Origin of the sequence: Corynebacterium hesseae (genome assembly GCF_037850265.1) — a bacterium.
In the GTDB taxonomy this organism is placed as follows: domain Bacteria; phylum Actinomycetota; class Actinomycetes; order Mycobacteriales; family Mycobacteriaceae; genus Corynebacterium; species Corynebacterium hesseae.
On record NZ_CP137211.1, the window covers coordinates 2,149,150 to 2,166,596 of the forward strand.

Sequence of the window (17,447 nt, forward strand, 5' to 3'; positions counted from 1 at the left end):
CGAAGTACTCAAAGACTCCTAGAGGGCGTTCACAATGACACAAACCCCGGATTCAGGCTCATCCTTGAGTTACCTGAATCCGGGGTTTCACGCGCGCTCGCCACCACACATGTGGCAGCGGCGTTTTACAAGCGGGAGATTACTTCTCCTCGGAAGCCTCAGCCTCGTCCTCATCGATCTCACCGAAGTACTGGTCAACATCAACCTTGTTGCCAGCCTCGTCGGTGACCTCGGCGCGGCAGATAGCCATAGCCAGGGCCTTGCCGCGGCGCACGTCAGAGAACAGGTTGCCCAGCTGGTTGCTGGACTGCAGCTGCTGGATGAACTGGTTCGGGTCCATGCCGTAGGACTGGGCGGTGAAGAGGATGTGGTCGGTCAGCTCCTGCTGGGACACCTCCGGCTCCTCAACCTCAGCGAGTGCGTCCAAGAAGAGCTGGGTGCGCACGGATTCCTCAGCGGACTTGCGAGCGTCAGCGTCGAACTCCTCGCGAGTGGTGCCCTGCGCCTCAAGCAGCTGAGCCAGAGCCTTCTCGTCGTGAGCCAGCTGACCCATGACCTGGTGCAGCTGGGCGTGGACCTGCTCGTCCACCACGGAGGCGGGGAGCTCAAAGTCAACGTCGGCAAGCGCGGCCTTGAGGACCTCATCGCGGATGGCGGCAGCCTGCTCGGACTTCTTGGACTCCTCGACACGGGTCTTGGTGTCCTCGCGCAGCTCGTCAATGGTGTCGAACTCGGAGGCCATCTGTGCGAACTCGTCGTCGAGATCCGGCAGCTTGCGCTCCTTGGTCTGCTGGACGTGGACCTTCACGGTGGCCTCGTCGCCCTCGTGCTCACCGGACTGGATGGTGGTGGTGAACTCGTTGTCCTCGTCGGTCTTCATGCCGCGCAGAGCGGTGTCGAGGCCCTTGATCAGGTTGTCGTCGCCGATGCGGTAGGTCATGCCCTCGTGGGAAGCCTCATCCAGCTTGGTGCCGTCAACCTCGGTGGTGATGTCGATGATGGCGTAGTCACCAGTCTTCATCTTGCGCTTGGTGTCCTTGAGCTCACCGAAGCGGGAAGCCAGGTCCTCGAGCGCCTTGTCGACGTCCTCCTCGGAGGTCTCCAGCGCCGGCACCTTAACGGAAATCTTGGAGAAGTCCGGCACCTCGAACTCGGGGCGGATATCTACCTCAGCGGTGAACTCGACGAAGTCGTTGTCCTCCAGCTTGGCAATGTCGATCTCCGGCTGACCAATAACCTTGAGATCGTTTTCGGTAACGGCCTGCTCGTAGCGGGACGGCAGCATGTCGTTGACTACCTGCTCGAGGATGGGGCCACGACCAAAGCGGGCGTCGATAAGCTGGCGCGGAGCCTTGCCCTTACGGAAGCCCGGGATGGAAACCTGCTGCGCGATCGCCGCGTAGGCCTGAGCGATTTCCTTGTCCAGCTCAGCGAACGGAACGTTGACGGTGAGCTTGACGCGGGTATCGCTCAGCTTGTCTACGGTGGTCTTCACGAGAAACTCTCCTGATTGTGATCGTCTAAAAATGTAATGAAGGGGCCTGGATGCGTGTCCAGGCCCCCATACGTCGGGGCGACAGGATTTGAACCTGCGACCCCCTGCTCCCAAAGCAGGTGCGCTACCAAGCTGCGCCACGCCCCGTATGGAAAGCCTCTGCGCCCGGAAGCTCCGAACGCAGCTGCGCTTCATACTGGGGCTAGTGTACCGATAGCCGCTTGACTATCCCAACACCGGCCCCATTTTATGTTCATTTATGCATGTCAAAGGATGTTTCACCGCTTAGAAGTCGAAGTCGAAATCAAACATTCCGCCATCGCCTCCGTCGCCACCAAAGAGGCCATCGAAGAAGCCACCATCGTCGCCTCCCCCGGCATCGCCAGAGCCCATATCACCGGCTCCGTCCAGGGCACCGCCGTCCATGCCTTCAGCGCCGCCGAGGTCTCCACCCCAGTCGCCGCTTTCAGCCGCCGCGGCGGAGTAGCCGACGCCGGACATGCCCGCGAACATGGCGTTGAACATCATGGAGTAACCCACCATCCACACGCCGGTGGTCAACGCATCAGCCCACCACGGGCGCGAGTACCAACCGGCCGGGACCGGGCGCCCAGCCACGACACCGCCCGGGTAGTAGTTCGGGGTTTGTGCAGATGCGCTTGGCGACGCCGTCAGCGTCTCCCCGTTTGCTTCCACCGTGCGGGTTTCCGTGACCTTGCCGGCCTGGCGCTGGCCCTCCAGCGGCGGGAGTTCGGGGCCTGGGTCCATGCCCATAATCTCGCGCGCGGCCGCCACATAGTACAGCCCCTCCAGCGCGGACTCCCGCGCGAGGTGCGCTTGCTTGGCGGTGGTGGCGCGGGAAATCGCCGAGTTGGCGGCGGTAAAACGCTCGGAAGCATCAGCCATGGCCTGCTGGGAGGCAGTATCCGTGCCACTCAAGTTCATCACCTGGCCGCCAAGGCGCTCAGTCCAGCGGCGCGCATCCGCCATCGCGTCCTCGAAACGCTGAGATTCTCGCAGCTCTTGCTGCTTCTTCCCGTTGCGCGAGGACAGGAACCATGCGCCGCCACCGACGACGAGGATAAGGAGCAATAACGAGCTCACGAAAGCACCACTTTCATCTCAGAGTTGAATTGCGTGTCGAACTATGTGTTGTTTTGCTTGTACGCCTACCCAAACTAACGCGCTTTACCCCGCTTAAGTTCCCATTTTCCTTTCAGCGCCCGCGTGCGCTAAAGTAGTCGGCACGCCGATTCAACGGCTTTCAACGTTGAGACTTTCAAAGTCAAGACCTTGAAAGTTGAAGATTGCCGGTTGTGGGAATGTCGTATAGTGGCTAATACCTCAGCCTTCCAAGCTGAAGACGCGGGTTCGATTCCCGTCATTCCCTCCAAGGAAAAGCCGCGCTAACCACCTAATTTAGGTCGTTGGTGCGGTTTTAATCGTTTTCTGCACGGATGAACAAGCTCTGCGTAGAGTGGGCCGCATGACTGTACCTAATATCAAATTGCACGATGGAAACTCCATCCCGCAGCTCGGCTTCGGCGTCTTCAAGGTTGACCCCGACAAGACCGAAGAGCTGGTCCTCGAGGCCCTCAAGGTGGGCTACCGCCACATCGATACCGCTGCCATCTACGGCAACGAGGAAGGCGTGGGCCGCGCGATTGCCAAGTCCGGCATCCCGCGCGAGGAGCTGTTCATCACCACGAAGCTGTGGAATGACCGCCAAACCGACGCAGCCGCAGCCCTCGATGAATCTTTGGAGAAACTGGGGCTCGACTACGTTGACCTCTACCTCATCCACTGGCCCTGCCCGGACAACGGCCACTACGTCGAGGCGTGGAAGCAGCTCATCGAACTGAAGAAGGCCGGCAAGGCAAAGTCCATTGGTGTCTCCAACTTCGAACTGGAGCACCTTGACCAGCTGGAAACCCAGACTGATGAAACCCCCGTGGTCAACCAGGTAGAGCTGCACCCCTACCTGCAGCGCTGGCGCGAGCTCGATGCCTTCCGTTCCCACAAGGTGCAGATTGAGGCTTGGGGCCCACTGGGCCAGGGCAAAACCGATCTCTTTGAGCAGCCGGAAATCACCGAGCCCGCCGAGAAATACGGCGTCTCCCCCGCTCAGGTGATCATCCGCTGGCACCTACAAAATGGCGTCATCGTGTTCCCGAAGTCCGAAAACCCGGAGCGCATCGCGCAGAACTTCGATGTATTTGGCTTTGAGCTTGATGAATCCGAGATGGCCGCCATCACCGATCTCGACCTTGGGGAAGAGGGCCGCGGCGGCACTCACCCCAAGGACATGAACTAAGCCTCCGGAAGCTCCGGCGGAATGTTGGTGCGCTCGTACTCGGCAAGAATGTCGATGCGGCGCTGGTGGCGCTCGGCACGGGACCATTCCTGATCAAGGAAGGCATCCACGATGGCGAGCGCCTCCTCCTCGGAGTGCATGCGACCGCCGATGCCGATGAGCTGGGCGTTGTTGTGCTCGCGGGCCAGGCGTGCAGTCTCCGGGGACCACGCCAGGGCGCAACGCGCGCCCTTCACCTTGTTAGCGGCGATCTGCTCGCCGTTGCCGGAACCGCCCAGCACGATGCCGAGCGAGCCCGGATCGTTGACGGTCCGCAGCGCAGCTTCAATGCAAAAAGCCGGGTAATCATCCTCGGCGTCGTACTCATGGGCGCCGCAGTCAATGACGTCGTGGCCCTGTTTCTTCAGGTGTTCGGCAATGACGTTCTTCGTCTCGAACCCTGCGTGGTCTGCTCCTAAATAAACGCGCATGGCCAACATCTTACCGGTCAGCGAACACGCCCGCCGACCCGTTTTAGCAATAACTCAAAATTGATATGGTGGGGCACGTCTACTCCCCTAGGAAGGACCCCACTATGCCCATGAACGCTCGTGCCTGTGTCCTTTACGTCGGCGCAATCCTTGTCGGCGCAGGTTTATTCGCCGCCGGTTTCTTCACCGACAACGTCTTCATCCTGCCACTTCTCTTGGACGCAGTGATGACGCTGGCCCACCTCGGCGTGGGCCTGTGGTGGCTCCTACATAAGCCACGCACCGCCGGCGGAATCACCGCCGGCGTCCTCGCGCTACTTGCAGGTGCGTCGTGGGCCACGTGGCTAGCCGCAGCCTGGGAGGAATACCAGGCGCAGAGCTATCTGCCCATCATTAACATCGCGGGACTTCCTGCTTTCATGCTCACGCCTATCGTCCTGGTCTGCGTCATCGCGGCGGCAATGCGCAACCGCACGCGTTAAACCTGGGGATCCTCGGTGCGGGAGCGCTTGAGCTCGAAGAAGTACGGGAACTGGGCGAGGCGCACGGAGGCATCGAAAAGCTCGCCAGCTTCCTCGCCGGTGGGAACGCGCGTAATGACCGGGCCGAAGAAAGCAGTATCGCCGAACTTCACCACCGGGGTGCCGACCTCATCGCCGACCTCGGAGATGCCCCGGTTGTGAAACTCGGTGAGCTTGTCATCCATCTCTTCGGTGTTGGCCACGGAGGCGAAGGTGGAGGGGAGGGAGGCGTCGTCAAGCGCCTGCTTGATGATGTCATCGTAGGCGCCGTACCCCTTCTTGCCGCCCTGGCCCTCCGTGTGGATGCGGGTGCCCATCGCGGTGTAGAAGGCATCGACCTTGTCCGGGGCCTCCACGGCAATCTTGGCCGCCACGCGGGCAGGACCCCAGTTGGCTTCCATCATCTTCATGTATTCCGGATCCAGGTCGCGGCCCTTGTTGAGCACGGACAGGGACATCGGCTCAAAAGTCACCTCGATATCGCGGACCTTCTCCACCTCCTTAATCCAGCGCGAGGTCAGCCACGCGAAGGGGCATGAGCAGTCGAACCAGAACGTCACTTGTTGAGCCACGGTAAATCTCCTTTGTTTCTGTCGTCTTTGGCACCCCACCCTAGGCGTGTGACTACGCTGGTGCAGAGACTTTAGCTACAGAGAAAGAGGAGATGCACCTTATGACCTCGATTAACCTCACCCGCGAGGAAGCCCAGCAGCGCTCCGACATGGTGGAGGTAAGCCACTACGACGTCGCCCTCGACCTCACCGGGGATGAGTTTTTCACCTCCACCACGGTGGTGAAGTTCCGAGTAAAGAAGGCCGGTTCTACGTTTATTGACTTGCGCGGTGACGAGCTTCTCGAGGTCCGCCTCAATGGCGCTCCTCTCCCCACCAGTGCTTATGACCCGACGTACGGGATCCCGCTATCGGGTTTGCAGGTGGCGGAGTATGAGCTGAAGGTCGTGGCGAAGATTCGCTATTCACGCACGGGCGAGGGCCTGCACCGCTTCGTCGACCCAGTCGACGGCGAGGCTTACCTCTACACCCAGTTCGAGACTGCCGACGCCAAGCGCGTCTTCGCCTGCTTTGACCAGCCGGATTTGAAGGCGACGTACTCGCTGGCTTTTGAGGTTCCGGAGCACTGGACGGTGATTACGAACTCCCCTATCACGCGTTCGGGCAATACCGTGCGCGCGGCGGTGGATTACCCGCTGTCGACCTACCTGGTTGCCTTGTGCGCGGGCCCGTATGTGGGCGTGAAGGATACGTGGACAGGCATGCTGGCGGAGCACTCGGAGGGCTCACCTGCTAAGTCCGTTGAGGTGCCGCTGGGGATTTACTGCCGCCCCTCCCTGCTGGAATCGCTCGACGCCGAGCGCCTGTTCACGGAGACCAAGCAGGGCTTCGATTTCTACCACCGCAACTTCGGCTTCGCCTACCCCTTTGGCAAGTACGACCAGATTTTCGTGCCGGAGTTCAACGCCGGCGCGATGGAGAACGCGGGCTGCGTGACCATTCGCGATGAGTACGTCTTTACGTCGCAAGCCTCGCACTACAAGTATGAGCGCCGCGCGGACACCATCCTGCACGAGCTGGCGCACATGTGGTTCGGTGACTTGGTGACCATGCAGTGGTGGGATGACTTGTGGCTCAACGAGTCCTTCGCCACCTGGTCGGCGGCGATTTCCCAGGCGGAGGAGACCCAGTACGACACCGCGTGGGTGACCTTTGCCAACGTGGAGAAGGCCTGGGCCTACCAGCAGGATCAGCTGCCCACGACGCACCCGATTTCCACGGATGCTTCTGATATTGAGACCGTGGAGCAGAACTTCGACGGCATCACCTACGCCAAGGGGGCGTCGGTGCTGAAGCAGCTGCAGGCCTACGTGGGCCGCGAGAACTTCTTCGCCGGGGTACGCCGCCACTTCCAGGAGCACCAGTGGTCGAACGCCACCTTCGGGGATCTGCTGCGCCACTTGGAGGAGGCCTCAGGGCGCGACCTATCCTTCTGGGCGCAGCAGTGGTTGAAGACTTCAGGAGTCAACACGCTGGGTGTGGCGCTGGAGACGGACGAGTCCGGCACCATCACCCAGGCCTTCCTCACCCAGCGCGGCGATACTTTGCGTACGCACCGCGTCGCCGTCGGCGTCTACGCCCTGCAAGGTGAGAAGGTAGTGCGCACCGAGCGCATCGAGATGGATATCGATGGCGCCTCCACCGAAATTCCGGAACTCATCGGCCTCAAGCAGGCGGACATCGACTTCGTGCTGCCTAACGACGATGACCTGACTTACTGCCTCATCGAGCTGGATGCGGGTTCCCTTGAGTTCCTGTTGGAGAATGTCGACAAGTTCGAAGATCCCATGGCCCGCACTCTGTGCTGGTCCACCGCGTGGGAAATGACCCGTGCGGGCTCGATGCGCGCCCGCGATTTCGTGGCGCTCGTGGCCCGCGGTGCGGCGGCGGAGACCGAGCTCGCCGTGCTGGAGCGCATCCTCTCCCAGGCCGCCATGGCCCAGTCCACCTACGCCGACCCGGAGTGGGCAAAGGAGGATACGCAGCTTGCCGACGCCCTCCTTGAAGGCGCCCGCTCCGAAAACGCCGAGCGCTCCATCGTCTTCACCCAGGCGCTGGCCGGCATCAAGCTACACGACGCCTCCCGCACCTTCTTCCAGGAGCTCCTCAAGACCTCCTCGGATGCGGGCCTGCGTTGGAAGGCGCTCACCGCGCTCATCGCCGATGGCTCGCTTGCCGACGTCACCGGCCCCGAGGCCGCCGGCGCCGCCATGACGGCGGTGGCTGAGGAACTCAAGCGCGATAACACCGCGACAGGCTACCAGGCCTCGCTTAAGGCGTTGGCCGCGGTTAATACCGAGGACAACAAGCGCGCGGTGTGGGACGAGATTGTCGCCGGTGAACTGGGCAACCGCGACTTGGAGTCCAAGCTCGCGGGCCTGACGTTCGTAGGCGCCGATGAGCTCCTGCCGAGTGCTGAGTTCTTCGACGTGGCGGAAAAGATTTGGTCCGCGCAGTCCAACGAGATTGCTCTGACCACGGTGACCGGGTTGTTCCCGCGCTGGGATGTCAGCCAGGAGACCCTCGACCGCGCCGGCGAATTCCTCTCTCGCGACCTGGCCGGTGGCCTGCGTCGCACGGTGACCGAGCAGCGTGACCGCCTCGCCCGCGCCCTGCGCAACCGCGCCGTCGACCGCGGTTAGCACACGCGTCTAGCCCCTCCCCTGAGGGGCTTTTCTCATGCCAACTCCACGCCCACAGCCACCTTCCCCACCCATGGTGCTCATTCCTCCATTTTCGGGTTGGCCTTTCCCACACCACCTGAGCTGGGTGTTTCTTCGCTCCGGTTGCGGGGCCCACGGTGCTGTTTTAGTCTCTGTGCCCATGGGGGATATCGAAACCTACATCCGCCTTCGCAATTCGGGGATTGCGTTGGTGGAAAACATTCCTGGCTCACCTGATGAGCTCCGCGCGCTCGGCGCTTCTGCTTCCGATGCCGCCGAACTAGCACGCCTTAACCAGGTTTATTTCGGTCCCACCCGCTTTAGCGGCAAGCAACGCAAAGCCCGCCACGCAGCCCTCACCCAACGCCACAGCCTGGGCACCCTCACACTCATTGAGTCCTACACCGCAAAAGTCAAGAAAACCCTCGACGCCTGGAACCTGCGAATCAAACTCGCAGGAACACCCGCACACCGCATCCCCACCGTCGCCGCCACACGGCTGAAAGAACTGCGCTCCAAACGCATAGCCAAACCAGGCGTGCGCATCACCTACCGGGAACAAGGCCCCAACACACTCTCCATAACTGACGATGCCACCACGATTGCCAACATGCGCGGCGTCCTCGAATCCACCAACACCACTGACCTGCTTCAAGCCGCCAACGACATCTTCTTCAACAAAGCAGGCGGTTCCAAACCCGCGGTGCGCACCCAAATCATCGTCACCCTCAACGAGCTCGACCAAATCATCAACGGCGACGGAGACGACATCGAACTCACCAACGGCGGGCGCATGACCGGGGCAGAATTCCTCACCCACAAGTTTGCCGAAATAGGGTATGCCACCATCGTGCACCCTATTGAAGGACCCATCGATACCTGGCGGCTAGAGCGTGGAGCAAGCTTCAAACAACGCCTTACCCTGCATGCTGAATTCCACACCTGTTCAAGACCAGGCTGCAATAAGCCGGCAGACTACTGCCAAGTCCATCATTTGGTGCCCTGGCAGGCAGGCGGCTACACCAACATTAAAAACCTGACGTTCTTGTGCGCCTACCACAACGGAATAAATGATGATGACCCACAAAGACCTACCGGACGCGGCTACATGTACCGGCTTAACACCGGAGTGACCTTCATCCCGCCCTGGGGAGCACCGATAACCGCAATGCCCGAATACCAAGAAGCAGTAGCCAGACTCAACGCCGAACAAGCAGGACAACCACCAGAGGAACCACCCGACAGCAGCTAACATCCACCAAACACAGCAACGGCAGGAAGGAAACAGCTAACCACCAGTGACAACACTGCCTCCCGCGGACCACATCAAGGCACGCGGGCATATCGGCGATCCTTGAGCACGATTCACGCGCTTCCCGCTGAGGGTTAAGCCCTTAAAGAACGAAACCCGCCAACCCAATGATGGTTGGCGGGCTTCCTGGAGCGCGAACTCACATTCCCAGCGAGGCCGAACTCATGGCGCTGTCCTGGCTGGGATTTCTAGTCGAGGGTCGGCGTGGGGTCCTCGCCGATGACGACCTCCACCGTGACGGCATCAGGGCGCAGGGTCTCTTCCAACTGAGCAGCCACGACGCCGCCCTCCGCCTTAACGGTTCGTGTAATGCGCAAGACGGGTTGGTTCCGACCCACTCCAAGGGCCTTCTGCTCCTCCGTGCGCGCGGTGGCGGCCACGAGGGAGTCCCGCTTAAACACGGGCACTAGGTCAAGCTCCGTCAACAGCTCGGTCAGCGGCTTTTGAACGTCCTCTTCCGTGAGGTCCGAGGCCAAGGCCTGCGGGATAAAAAGGGTGGAGGCCATGATGGGCGAGCCCTCGGTCAACTGCACCGCGCGGCATTCCCACACGGAATCGCCTTCCTCAATCCCGAAGGAGGAAGCGAGATGCCCAGGCACCTCAATCAGCGTCAGCGACAACACCCGCACCTCAACATCGAGGCCATGTTCACGCAGCTGGTCAAGCGCGCTGCGTCCGCTCGTCAGGCTCAGCGTCGGCGGGGTGGCACGCACGAAGGTGCCACCGGTGCGCCCGCGCTTGCGGTCAATGAGACCTTCGATCTGGACGATGTCCAGCGCGTGGCGCACCGTCATGCGCGCCACCTTGTATTCCTGGACTAATTCCCGCTCGGTGGGAAAGCGGTCACCCGGCTTCAGTTCGCCGGATTCAATCTTGCTCCGCAGCGAATCCGCGATCACCAAATAGGCGGGGCGGCGACGTTGAGAGGTGGACACGCCTCATAACTGTACCGTGCGCTGCGTTTTTCGCATCTTGAGAGAAAACGCGGCTCCTACTTGCGCTGATTCAACTCAATGCGCGGGCGTACGCGAATCTCCGTAAGCTGCGTCGTCGGGCCAGCATCAACGGTGGCGCGGATGGCCTTCGCCACCTCCACAGGAGCGATGACATGCTCCGGGTTGTAATCCTGCAGGCCCTGCAGCATCGGGGTATCCGTCGGGCCCGGCGCGACGGTGGACACGCGGATGCCGAGTTCGCCGAGGCGGAGGCCGTCGGCAAGCGCGTACAAAGCATGCTTCGTGGCGGCGTAAATGACGTTATCCCCGTAGGAGTGGATGCCGGCACCGGAGTTAATGAACACCGCAAGCCCCTCCGCCGCACGCAGCGCGGGCAGAAGCTGGCGGGTCAGCTCGGCTGGCACGTGCACGTTGAGGTCCATCTGCGCGCGCCAATCCTCCGGCCTAGCGCTTTCCACCGATCGCTTATCCGCCCGGGCCGCCGCGTGCACAAGCACGTCGACGCGCTCAAGCGAAGCCAGCTCGGCGGGGAGCGGTGAGCCGTCGAGAAGCGACAGCAAGTCAATTGCCACCGGCACGATGTTCTCCGCCTCCGGCAGCTCCCCGGCGCGCCGCCCCAGGGCATACACGCGGTGGTCCCGGGCAAGGTCCTTGATGATCTCCGCGCCCATTCCACCCGTCGCACCAGTTACAACGGCAGTTTTCACCATGGTTGTTCCTCCTTCTCGTTAGCGGAAACGCTTCGGCACATCCGGCTCCCCCAGCGTCAGCATCAGGCGGTTAGCCCAGTTGAAGAACGCGGTGGAGTTGATGACATCGATGATGGCTAGGGTATCGAATCCCACGGACTCGAGGCGTTCAACGTGGGAGGCGTCGAAGGCAAAGGGTGACTCGGTCAGGGCCAGGGCGGCATCGCGAATGGCGGACCACTGCGCCGAGCCCAGGTCAGCGGAAACGCCTTCCTCGAGCAGGCAGTCAATCGCCGCGGCGTCACCGCCCTCTTCCTTTGCGCGCTGCTGGTGCACCGACGCGCAGTACTCGCAGCCATTCAGGCGCGAGACCACCGTAGCGGCCAGCTCACGCTCAGCACGACCCAGTCCGCCGTCGGTGTTGTAGAAGATGTCCAGGTCCGTGAGCGTGCGCGCCTTGAGCGCGGCCGGATCGCGGGCGAGCAGACGGAAGTACTCCATATCGATGCGCTCGGGCTTAATGAGCGCATCGCGCTGCGCGTCTGTGAACTCCTCCTTCGGCTGCGGCGGCACCCACGGCTTCCAGCCCAGCGAGTGCGCTACAAAGCCCTGCGGCTTGGCGACGTCCGGCACCAGCGTCCCCTCCCCCGGCACCCACTCCGGGGTCTGGGTGGGACGCGGCGCCTCAGTCACGGGCGCGGGCTGTGCAGTACCGGCAAGCACGGAGAGGCCGTGCGCCACGCGCAGCTGGAAAGACAGGAAGCTGACCAGCTGCGCCAGCGTCACGATGTCATCGTCGGACCAGCCGGCCGCCTGCAGGTGACCAATCGCAGCTGGAGAAGCATCCTTGGGGTGGAAGACCAGAAGGTGGGCGAAGTCGAGGGCGGCGGCGAGGCGCTGGGAGACCTCGAAAAGCGTGAAGCCGCCATCAATATACGGGCCGGTGGTGATGCCGCTCTCCACCGCGCGGGATATTTCGACGGCAAGCTCCTCTGATTCCTCCGCCAGCAGGTCAGAATAAAAGGCGACGGCAGGCGTCGCCTGATACACGCCCGCCACAAAGGTAGCGATGGCGTAGCGTTCCGCATAGCTGAACGTGCCGGGCGTTGAAGGTTCGAGGAGCGCGGCGAAGGAGGCCTGCGCATTCTCCTTGGCTTCGGGGCGGCGCTCGCGCAGCTGGGCGACGTCCTCGCTTGCATCCGACAGTAGGTTAATGATGTCTGCCATGAACTAATCCTTTCTTGATCGGCCCCAGGCTACAGGCCGAGGTTGAGGTCGCCGGCGCGATAGCGCGAGCCGGGGATGGCCTCGATAAGCTTGCGGGTAAACGGCGATTGCGGGTTGCTAAAGACCTCGGCCGTGGGCCCGCATTCCACCTGCTGGCCCTTCGAGAGCACGGACACGGTATCGGAGATTTGGTTGACCACAGCTAGGTCGTGCGAGATGAAAATGTAGGTCAGGCCAAGCTCCTCCTGTAGCCGGGCCAGCAGCCGCAGGATTTGGGCCTGCACGGTGACGTCGAGGGCGGAAACGGCCTCATCGAGGATGACCAGCTCCGGCTCCACAATCATCGCGCGGGCGATGGCCACGCGCTGGCGCTGACCGCCGGAAAGCTCGCGCGGGCGCCGGTCATAATAATCCGGGTTAAGGGCGACCAGCTCGAGGAACTCTTTGGCCTTGGCTTTCGCGCTGCTTGCCGACGCCCCCTTCAAATTCCGTAGCGGCTCCGCCACCGTCTGGCCAATCGTCTGCTTGGGGTCCAGCGAGCCATAGGGGTTCTGGTAGACCAGCTGGATGTTGTTTCGCTCTTCGCGCAAGGCCTTGCCGCGAAGGCCTACGATGTCGCGCCTGCCGACGGTGATGCTGCCCGCAGTCGGGGTATTGAACATGGCGATGCTGCGCCCCGTCGTGGTCTTGCCGGAGCCGGATTCGCCCACGATGGCGTGGGTCGAGCCCTTGGCCACGGTGAAGGAGATGTCATCGACGGCGGTGAAATCACCGAAGCGCTGGGTCAGGCCTTCCACGCGCACCAAGGGTTCGCCCGCGGTGCGGTCAGTGGTTGTGTCGGTCTTGACGACGGCGTTGCGCGAAGTAGCTGCTCGGCCGGCGTCGGCGACGGTGAGGGAGGGGGCGTCGGCAAGCAGGCGTTTGGTGTAGTCGTGGCGCGGGTTCGTCAGCACCGTGGCGGCCAAGCCCTCCTCGCGCAGCTGACCGGACTCCATAACCACGACGCGGTCGGCGCGGTCACCGGCCACGGCGAGGTCGTGGGTGATGAAGAGGATGCCCATGCCGAGCTCCGCGCGCATGTCATCGAGGAGATCGAGGATGATCTTCTGAACGGTGACGTCGAGGGCGGAGGTCGGCTCGTCAGCGATGATGAGGTCGGGTTCTAGCGCCACGGCGGCGGCGATGAGCACGCGCTGTTTCATGCCACCGGACAGCTCGTGCGGATACTGGTGATAGCGGCGCGCAGGGTCATCGATGCCGACGCGCTCCAGCAACTCCAACGCCTTTGCCTTGCGCTCAGCGGCGGTGCCCACCTTGTGGATGCGCATGCCCTCCTCCACCGAGGCGCCGATGGTCTGGACGGGGTTGAGGGAGTTGTTCGGGTCCTGCGGGATCAGCCCGATGCGTCGCCCGCGCAACTCACGCCACTGACGGCGACGCAGCGAGGTGATATCGCGGCCGTCGAAGGTGATGGTGCCGGCATCGATCGTGGCGTTGGAGGGCAGCAAGCCGATGGCGGCCATAGCGGAGGTGGTCTTGCCGGAGCCGGACTCGCCCACGATGGCGGTCATCTGCCCCGGGCGAACCTCGAGGTTGACGCCCTGCACGGCGGAAACGTCACCACCTGCGGTGGAATAGGACACGTTAAGGTCCCGCACGCGCAGCAGGGGCTGCGCTGCATTCTTTGAAACAGACATGTTAGGCCTCCACGGGGAAGTTTTGGGACAGGCGGTTGGCGGACATCACCACGGCGACCAGCGCGATGCCGGGCAGGATGATGAGCCACCAGGCGGTGGCCATGAAGTCGCGGCCTTCGGCGATGATAAGCCCCCACTCCGGGGTCGGCGGCGGGGCGCCGTAGCCCAGGAAGCCGAGGATGGACAGCTGCAGGATAGCGGTGCCGAATTGCAGGGTGGCCAGGGCGATAACCGGGGTAAGTGAATTGGGAAGGACGTGTCGGAAAAGCACGGTGGCGTGGGTCGCGCCGGCGCCATAAGCGGCCTCGATGTAGTCCGAGCTGGCCACGGTGATCACCTGGGAGCGGGCCAAACGGGCGAAGGTCGCGACCGAGGTCGCGCCGACGGCCACCGCTGCCTGCACGGAGCCGAAGCCCAGCACGATGATGATGGACAGCGACAACAGGATGCCGGGGATAGAAAGAAGCACGTCGACCACGCGCATGAGGACGGTGTCCACCGCTCCGCGCAGGGAGCCGGCGAGCAAACCGATGAGCGTGCCGACGACCAGGCCGACGGCCACGGCGATCAGCGCGCCGAGGAGCGACTGGCGGGCACCGTAAACGATGCGCGCATAGAGGTCGCGCCCCACCGCATCCGTGCCCATGAGGTGGCCGGACTCCCCCGGCGGCAACAGGGCCACATCGGTGCCCGCATAAGGGTCGGCCGAGGTGAACAAACTTGGGAAAAGCGCGGCCAGGAAAGCGATCACGAGGACCACGATGGCGATGATGGAACCCGGCGCGAGCCAGGGATTCGCGGTGTGGCGGCGCGGCGCCCGTGTAGAACGCAGCGGATTGGTGTGCGTCATGCTCATGAGCGCACCGTCCTTTCCGAAGTAGCGGCCGAGGTGGTGGCGGAATCTGTGCTGCGGCGGGCAGCTCGCTCTGGGGTGCTGGCGCGCAGGCGCGGATCCAGCACCGGGTAGAGCAGGTCCACCACGAGGTTGATGATGATGTAGGAGGTCGCAGCGATGAGAACCACAGCCAGCAGCACCGGGGTATCGCGGTTCGCCACGGCCTGCGCCACCATGTAGCCCAAGCCGGTGCGGCCAAAGACGGTCTCGGTCACCACGGCACCGCCGACGAGCTCACCGAAGAGCAGGCCCGCCATGGTCAAGGTGGGCAGCAGCGAATTGCGCAGGACAGTTCGCCAGAAGATCCACGCCTCCGAGGCACCGCGTGCGCGCACCGCCTGGACGAAGGGCCGCGATTGCGTCTCATCGATGGAGCGGATCAGCACTTGGATGAGCGGCGCGGCCATAGGAACCGAGAGCGTCACGGTAGGCAGGATTAGGCCCTCCACGCTGCCGGGTTCAATGACGCGCACCCAGCCCAGCTGGAAGGAAAAGAACTGGATGAGCAGGATGGCAATCCAGAAGCCGGGCAGCGAGACCATGAAGGAAGGCAGTCCCCGGAAGAAAGAACCGATGGCGCCAAGCCCCGGCAGCGTGGCCACAAAGGCCACGAACACGGCCACGATGAGTGCGAGAACGATGGCACTGGCGGCAAGGATGAGGGTGTGGGGAAGGGCGTCGGCAAGCAGCGTGGCTACCGGAGCGCCCGACTGCGTGGAGTTGCCGAAGTGCCCGGTGAGGAAGCCACCCAGGGAGGTGAAGTACTGCACCACGAGCGGCTTGTCGACGCCCATCTCCTCCCGAATAGCCTCAATCTCCGCCTGGGACAGGCCCAGGGCAGGGTCGCCGAAGCGCGACTGGACGGCATCCGATGGCAGCGCCGACAGGAGCACAAAGGCCACGGTGTAGGTAATGAGCAGCACGAGGAGGGCCTGCCCAATGCGGCTGAAGAGTTGGCGGGTTGTCATTTATTTCTCCTCCTCATCCGATGCCGCGGCGTCGATGGACACCTCGTAGAACCACGGGCGCGCCACCGATTCCGGGCTAAAGCCCGAAATGCCTGGACGGACGGCGTAGACCACAGGTTCCTCAAAGAGCGGCAGCGCATAGGCCTGCTCGGTGATGTAGTCCTGGACTTCTTCCGTGGCCTTGATGCGGCCTTCCTTGTCGGGGGTGTCGAGGACGGCGTCGAGAAGCTCCTGCAGGTGCGCGTCGATTGGGGTGCCCTCCTCGTCCTGGTTGAGGAAGGCGTCGCGGTTGTTGATGCCGTAGAGCGAGGTGATGACGTCATAGTCGGCGCGGCCCACCATCGAGTGGTAGATCTGCACCTTGTCGACGTCTTTGGCATCGGCGTTCTGCGTGGCCTGGTCGCCGGCGTTGACTTGGATGCCGATGCCCAGCTCACCCAGCTGGTCCTGCACCATGGTCATGACTTCCTTAGAACGCGGCTGCGGCAACGCGGTATTGGTGCGCAGGACGAGGCGCTCGCCGTCCTTGACGCGGATGCCGTCCGGCCCGGGTTCCCAGCCGGCCTCGTCGAGAAGCCGCTTGGATTCCTCGGGGTCGAAGGCATAGGCGGCGGACTGGTCCTTATAGGCCAGGCCGGTCTTGGCCACCGTGGAGGTGGCCAGCGGGTAGGACTCGGAGAAGAGCACGCGGAGGATTTCCTCGCGGTCCACGCCGTGGATGATGGCCTCGCGCACGCGCTTGTCCTGCAGCAACGGGTGGTCGAAGCGGAAGGCGAACTGGTTGTTCATGGAGTTGGTGCCGCGGGCGATGATGTTGATGCCCTCTTCCTTTAGCAGCGGCTCCTGCGGGGCGGAGATTTGGCGGGCGATATCGGCCTGACCGGAGAGAATAGCGCCGGTGCGCACGGATTCCTCGGCGGCGAGGATGTAGTGGACGCCGTCGATCTCCGCGCGCCCTTGGTGCTTCACGGCCGGCGGGGCCCAGTCGTAGTCCTCGCGGGTCTTGAGCTTGAGGTCGGTGCCGATTTCTTCCGATTCCACCACGAAGGGGCCCGAGCCAATGACGTTGACCGCGTTGCCGGGACCGAAGCCCTCGTTGTCCAAGGCCAGCGTTGAATCGGAGAGCAGGCCGGCGTTGTAGGCAGAGGTGGCCTGGAGGAAGCCCGGGGAAGGCTGGGTGAAGTAGAACTTCACGGTGTCCTCGTCCACGACCTCGCCGTGGTCATAGTTGGCGATCTGCTCTGAGCTGGTCAGCGTGCGGGACTTATCGCCGCGGCCGAAGAGATCGAAGTTGGCCACGACGTTTTCGGCAGTTAGCGGGGAACCGTCGGAGTAGGTGACGTCGGTGCGGATATTAAACGTGTACTCCGTAGCATCGGCGTTGACTTTGGGCATCTCCGTGGCAATCCACGGCGAAAGTTCGAGGGTCTCGGGGTCTTGGTACAGGAGACGATCGGTCAGCTGGTTGACCACGCCGCCGTTGGGATAAAAGCCGGCGGCCGGCGGGTAGAGCGTGCGGAAGAACTGCGGCTCTAGGTAGGTGAGGACGTTGTCCTCCCCGTCCGGCCGTTCCACGGCGGAGCAGCCGGCTAAGGCGAGGGCTGCTGCCAGGGTGGCGGCGAGTGCGCGTAGGGTTTTCACGGTATTGCTTTCAGAGAGTAGATAGTC

At 62.8% G+C, this 17,447-nt stretch carries 15 protein-coding genes and 2 tRNA genes; 5 read left to right on the plus strand and 12 right to left on the minus strand.

The window, feature by feature from the left end; all coding sequences use genetic code 11:
• Positions 1-139 precede the first annotated feature (139 nt).
• The 3 genes from tig to R3O64_RS10145 all read right to left on the minus strand — a co-directional run bounded on the left by tig (position 140) and on the right by R3O64_RS10145 (position 2,599).
• Positions 140-1,495 carry a trigger factor gene (tig, locus tag R3O64_RS10135; RefSeq protein ID WP_070524649.1) on the minus strand — a complete coding sequence of 452 codons (1,356 nt, stop codon included), beginning with the start codon at positions 1,493-1,495 and terminating at the stop codon, positions 140-142.
• Between the two features lie 73 nt (positions 1,496-1,568).
• Positions 1,569-1,642: transfer RNA gene (locus R3O64_RS10140), tRNA-Pro, on the minus strand.
• 138 nt (positions 1,643-1,780) lie between these two features.
• Positions 1,781-2,599, minus strand: a complete 819-nt coding sequence (locus R3O64_RS10145) for a DUF1542 domain-containing protein (protein ID WP_339016843.1) — start codon at positions 2,597-2,599, stop codon at positions 1,781-1,783.
• A gap of 214 nt (positions 2,600-2,813) precedes the next feature.
• Here R3O64_RS10145 and R3O64_RS10150 point away from each other — a divergent pair.
• Positions 2,814-2,888: transfer RNA gene (locus R3O64_RS10150), tRNA-Gly, on the plus strand.
• A 93-nt stretch (positions 2,889-2,981) separates the two neighbouring features.
• The gene (locus R3O64_RS10155; RefSeq protein WP_101735459.1) at positions 2,982-3,809 is read left to right on the plus strand and encodes an aldo/keto reductase; all 828 of its coding nucleotides are present in this window, start codon (positions 2,982-2,984) and stop codon (positions 3,807-3,809) included.
• Here the strand turns inward: R3O64_RS10155 and R3O64_RS10160 are convergent.
• Positions 3,806-4,279, minus strand: a complete 474-nt coding sequence (locus R3O64_RS10160) for a ribose-5-phosphate isomerase (protein ID WP_010191143.1) — start codon at positions 4,277-4,279, stop codon at positions 3,806-3,808. The genes R3O64_RS10155 and R3O64_RS10160 overlap by 4 nt on opposite strands.
• Positions 4,280-4,383: 104 nt before the next feature.
• Here R3O64_RS10160 and R3O64_RS10165 point away from each other — a divergent pair, with 104 nt between their 5' ends.
• Positions 4,384-4,761 carry an MFS transporter gene (locus R3O64_RS10165; RefSeq protein ID WP_339016844.1) on the plus strand — a complete coding sequence of 126 codons (378 nt, stop codon included), beginning with the start codon at positions 4,384-4,386 and terminating at the stop codon, positions 4,759-4,761.
• On the opposite strand, the gene R3O64_RS10170 is transcribed toward R3O64_RS10165, so the two are convergent.
• Positions 4,758-5,372: a DsbA family protein gene (locus tag R3O64_RS10170; RefSeq protein WP_339016845.1), complete on the minus strand. Its 615-nt coding sequence runs from the start codon at positions 5,370-5,372 to the stop codon at positions 4,758-4,760. The genes R3O64_RS10165 and R3O64_RS10170 overlap by 4 nt on opposite strands.
• Before the next feature lie 101 nt (positions 5,373-5,473).
• Here R3O64_RS10170 and pepN point away from each other — a divergent pair, with 101 nt between their 5' ends.
• Both pepN and R3O64_RS10180 read left to right on the plus strand, forming a co-directional pair.
• Entirely contained in the window at positions 5,474-8,014 is a 2,541-nt protein-coding gene (gene pepN, locus R3O64_RS10175; RefSeq protein ID WP_339016846.1) for an aminopeptidase N, read from the plus strand.
• A gap of 181 nt (positions 8,015-8,195) precedes the next feature.
• The gene (locus R3O64_RS10180; protein ID WP_339016847.1) at positions 8,196-9,287 is read left to right on the plus strand and encodes an HNH endonuclease signature motif containing protein; all 1,092 of its coding nucleotides are present in this window, start codon (positions 8,196-8,198) and stop codon (positions 9,285-9,287) included.
• A 248-nt stretch (positions 9,288-9,535) separates the two neighbouring features.
• On the opposite strand, the gene R3O64_RS10185 is transcribed toward R3O64_RS10180, so the two are convergent.
• From R3O64_RS10185 to R3O64_RS10215, 7 genes are read right to left on the minus strand one after another with little or no spacing between them, the layout of a single operon-like run.
• Positions 9,536-10,282 (minus strand): GntR family transcriptional regulator, encoded by a 747-nt coding sequence (locus tag R3O64_RS10185; protein WP_070563685.1) that lies wholly within the window; start codon positions 10,280-10,282, stop codon positions 9,536-9,538.
• 56 nt (positions 10,283-10,338) lie between these two features.
• A complete protein-coding gene (locus R3O64_RS10190; protein WP_070561368.1) occupies positions 10,339-11,013 on the minus strand; it encodes an SDR family oxidoreductase in 675 nt (224 codons plus the stop codon).
• Positions 11,014-11,031: 18 nt separating this feature from the next.
• On the minus strand, positions 11,032-12,219 hold the full coding sequence (locus R3O64_RS10195) for an alkylhydroperoxidase domain protein (RefSeq protein WP_339016848.1): 1,188 nt from the start codon (positions 12,217-12,219) through the stop codon (positions 11,032-11,034).
• A gap of 29 nt (positions 12,220-12,248) precedes the next feature.
• Complete coding sequence (locus R3O64_RS10200) at positions 12,249-13,916, minus strand: ABC transporter ATP-binding protein (protein ID WP_339016849.1); 1,668 nt, start codon at positions 13,914-13,916, stop codon at positions 12,249-12,251.
• A 1-nt stretch (position 13,917) separates the two neighbouring features.
• On the minus strand, positions 13,918-14,772 hold the full coding sequence (locus tag R3O64_RS10205; RefSeq protein WP_339016850.1) for an ABC transporter permease: 855 nt from the start codon (positions 14,770-14,772) through the stop codon (positions 13,918-13,920).
• Positions 14,769-15,779: an ABC transporter permease gene (locus R3O64_RS10210; RefSeq protein WP_339016851.1), complete on the minus strand. Its 1,011-nt coding sequence runs from the start codon at positions 15,777-15,779 to the stop codon at positions 14,769-14,771. The genes R3O64_RS10205 and R3O64_RS10210 overlap by 4 nt, the downstream gene beginning before the upstream one ends.
• Positions 15,780-17,420 carry a TIGR04028 family ABC transporter substrate-binding protein gene (locus R3O64_RS10215; protein WP_339016852.1) on the minus strand — a complete coding sequence of 547 codons (1,641 nt, stop codon included), beginning with the start codon at positions 17,418-17,420 and terminating at the stop codon, positions 15,780-15,782.
• Positions 17,421-17,447: the final 27 nt, after the last annotated feature.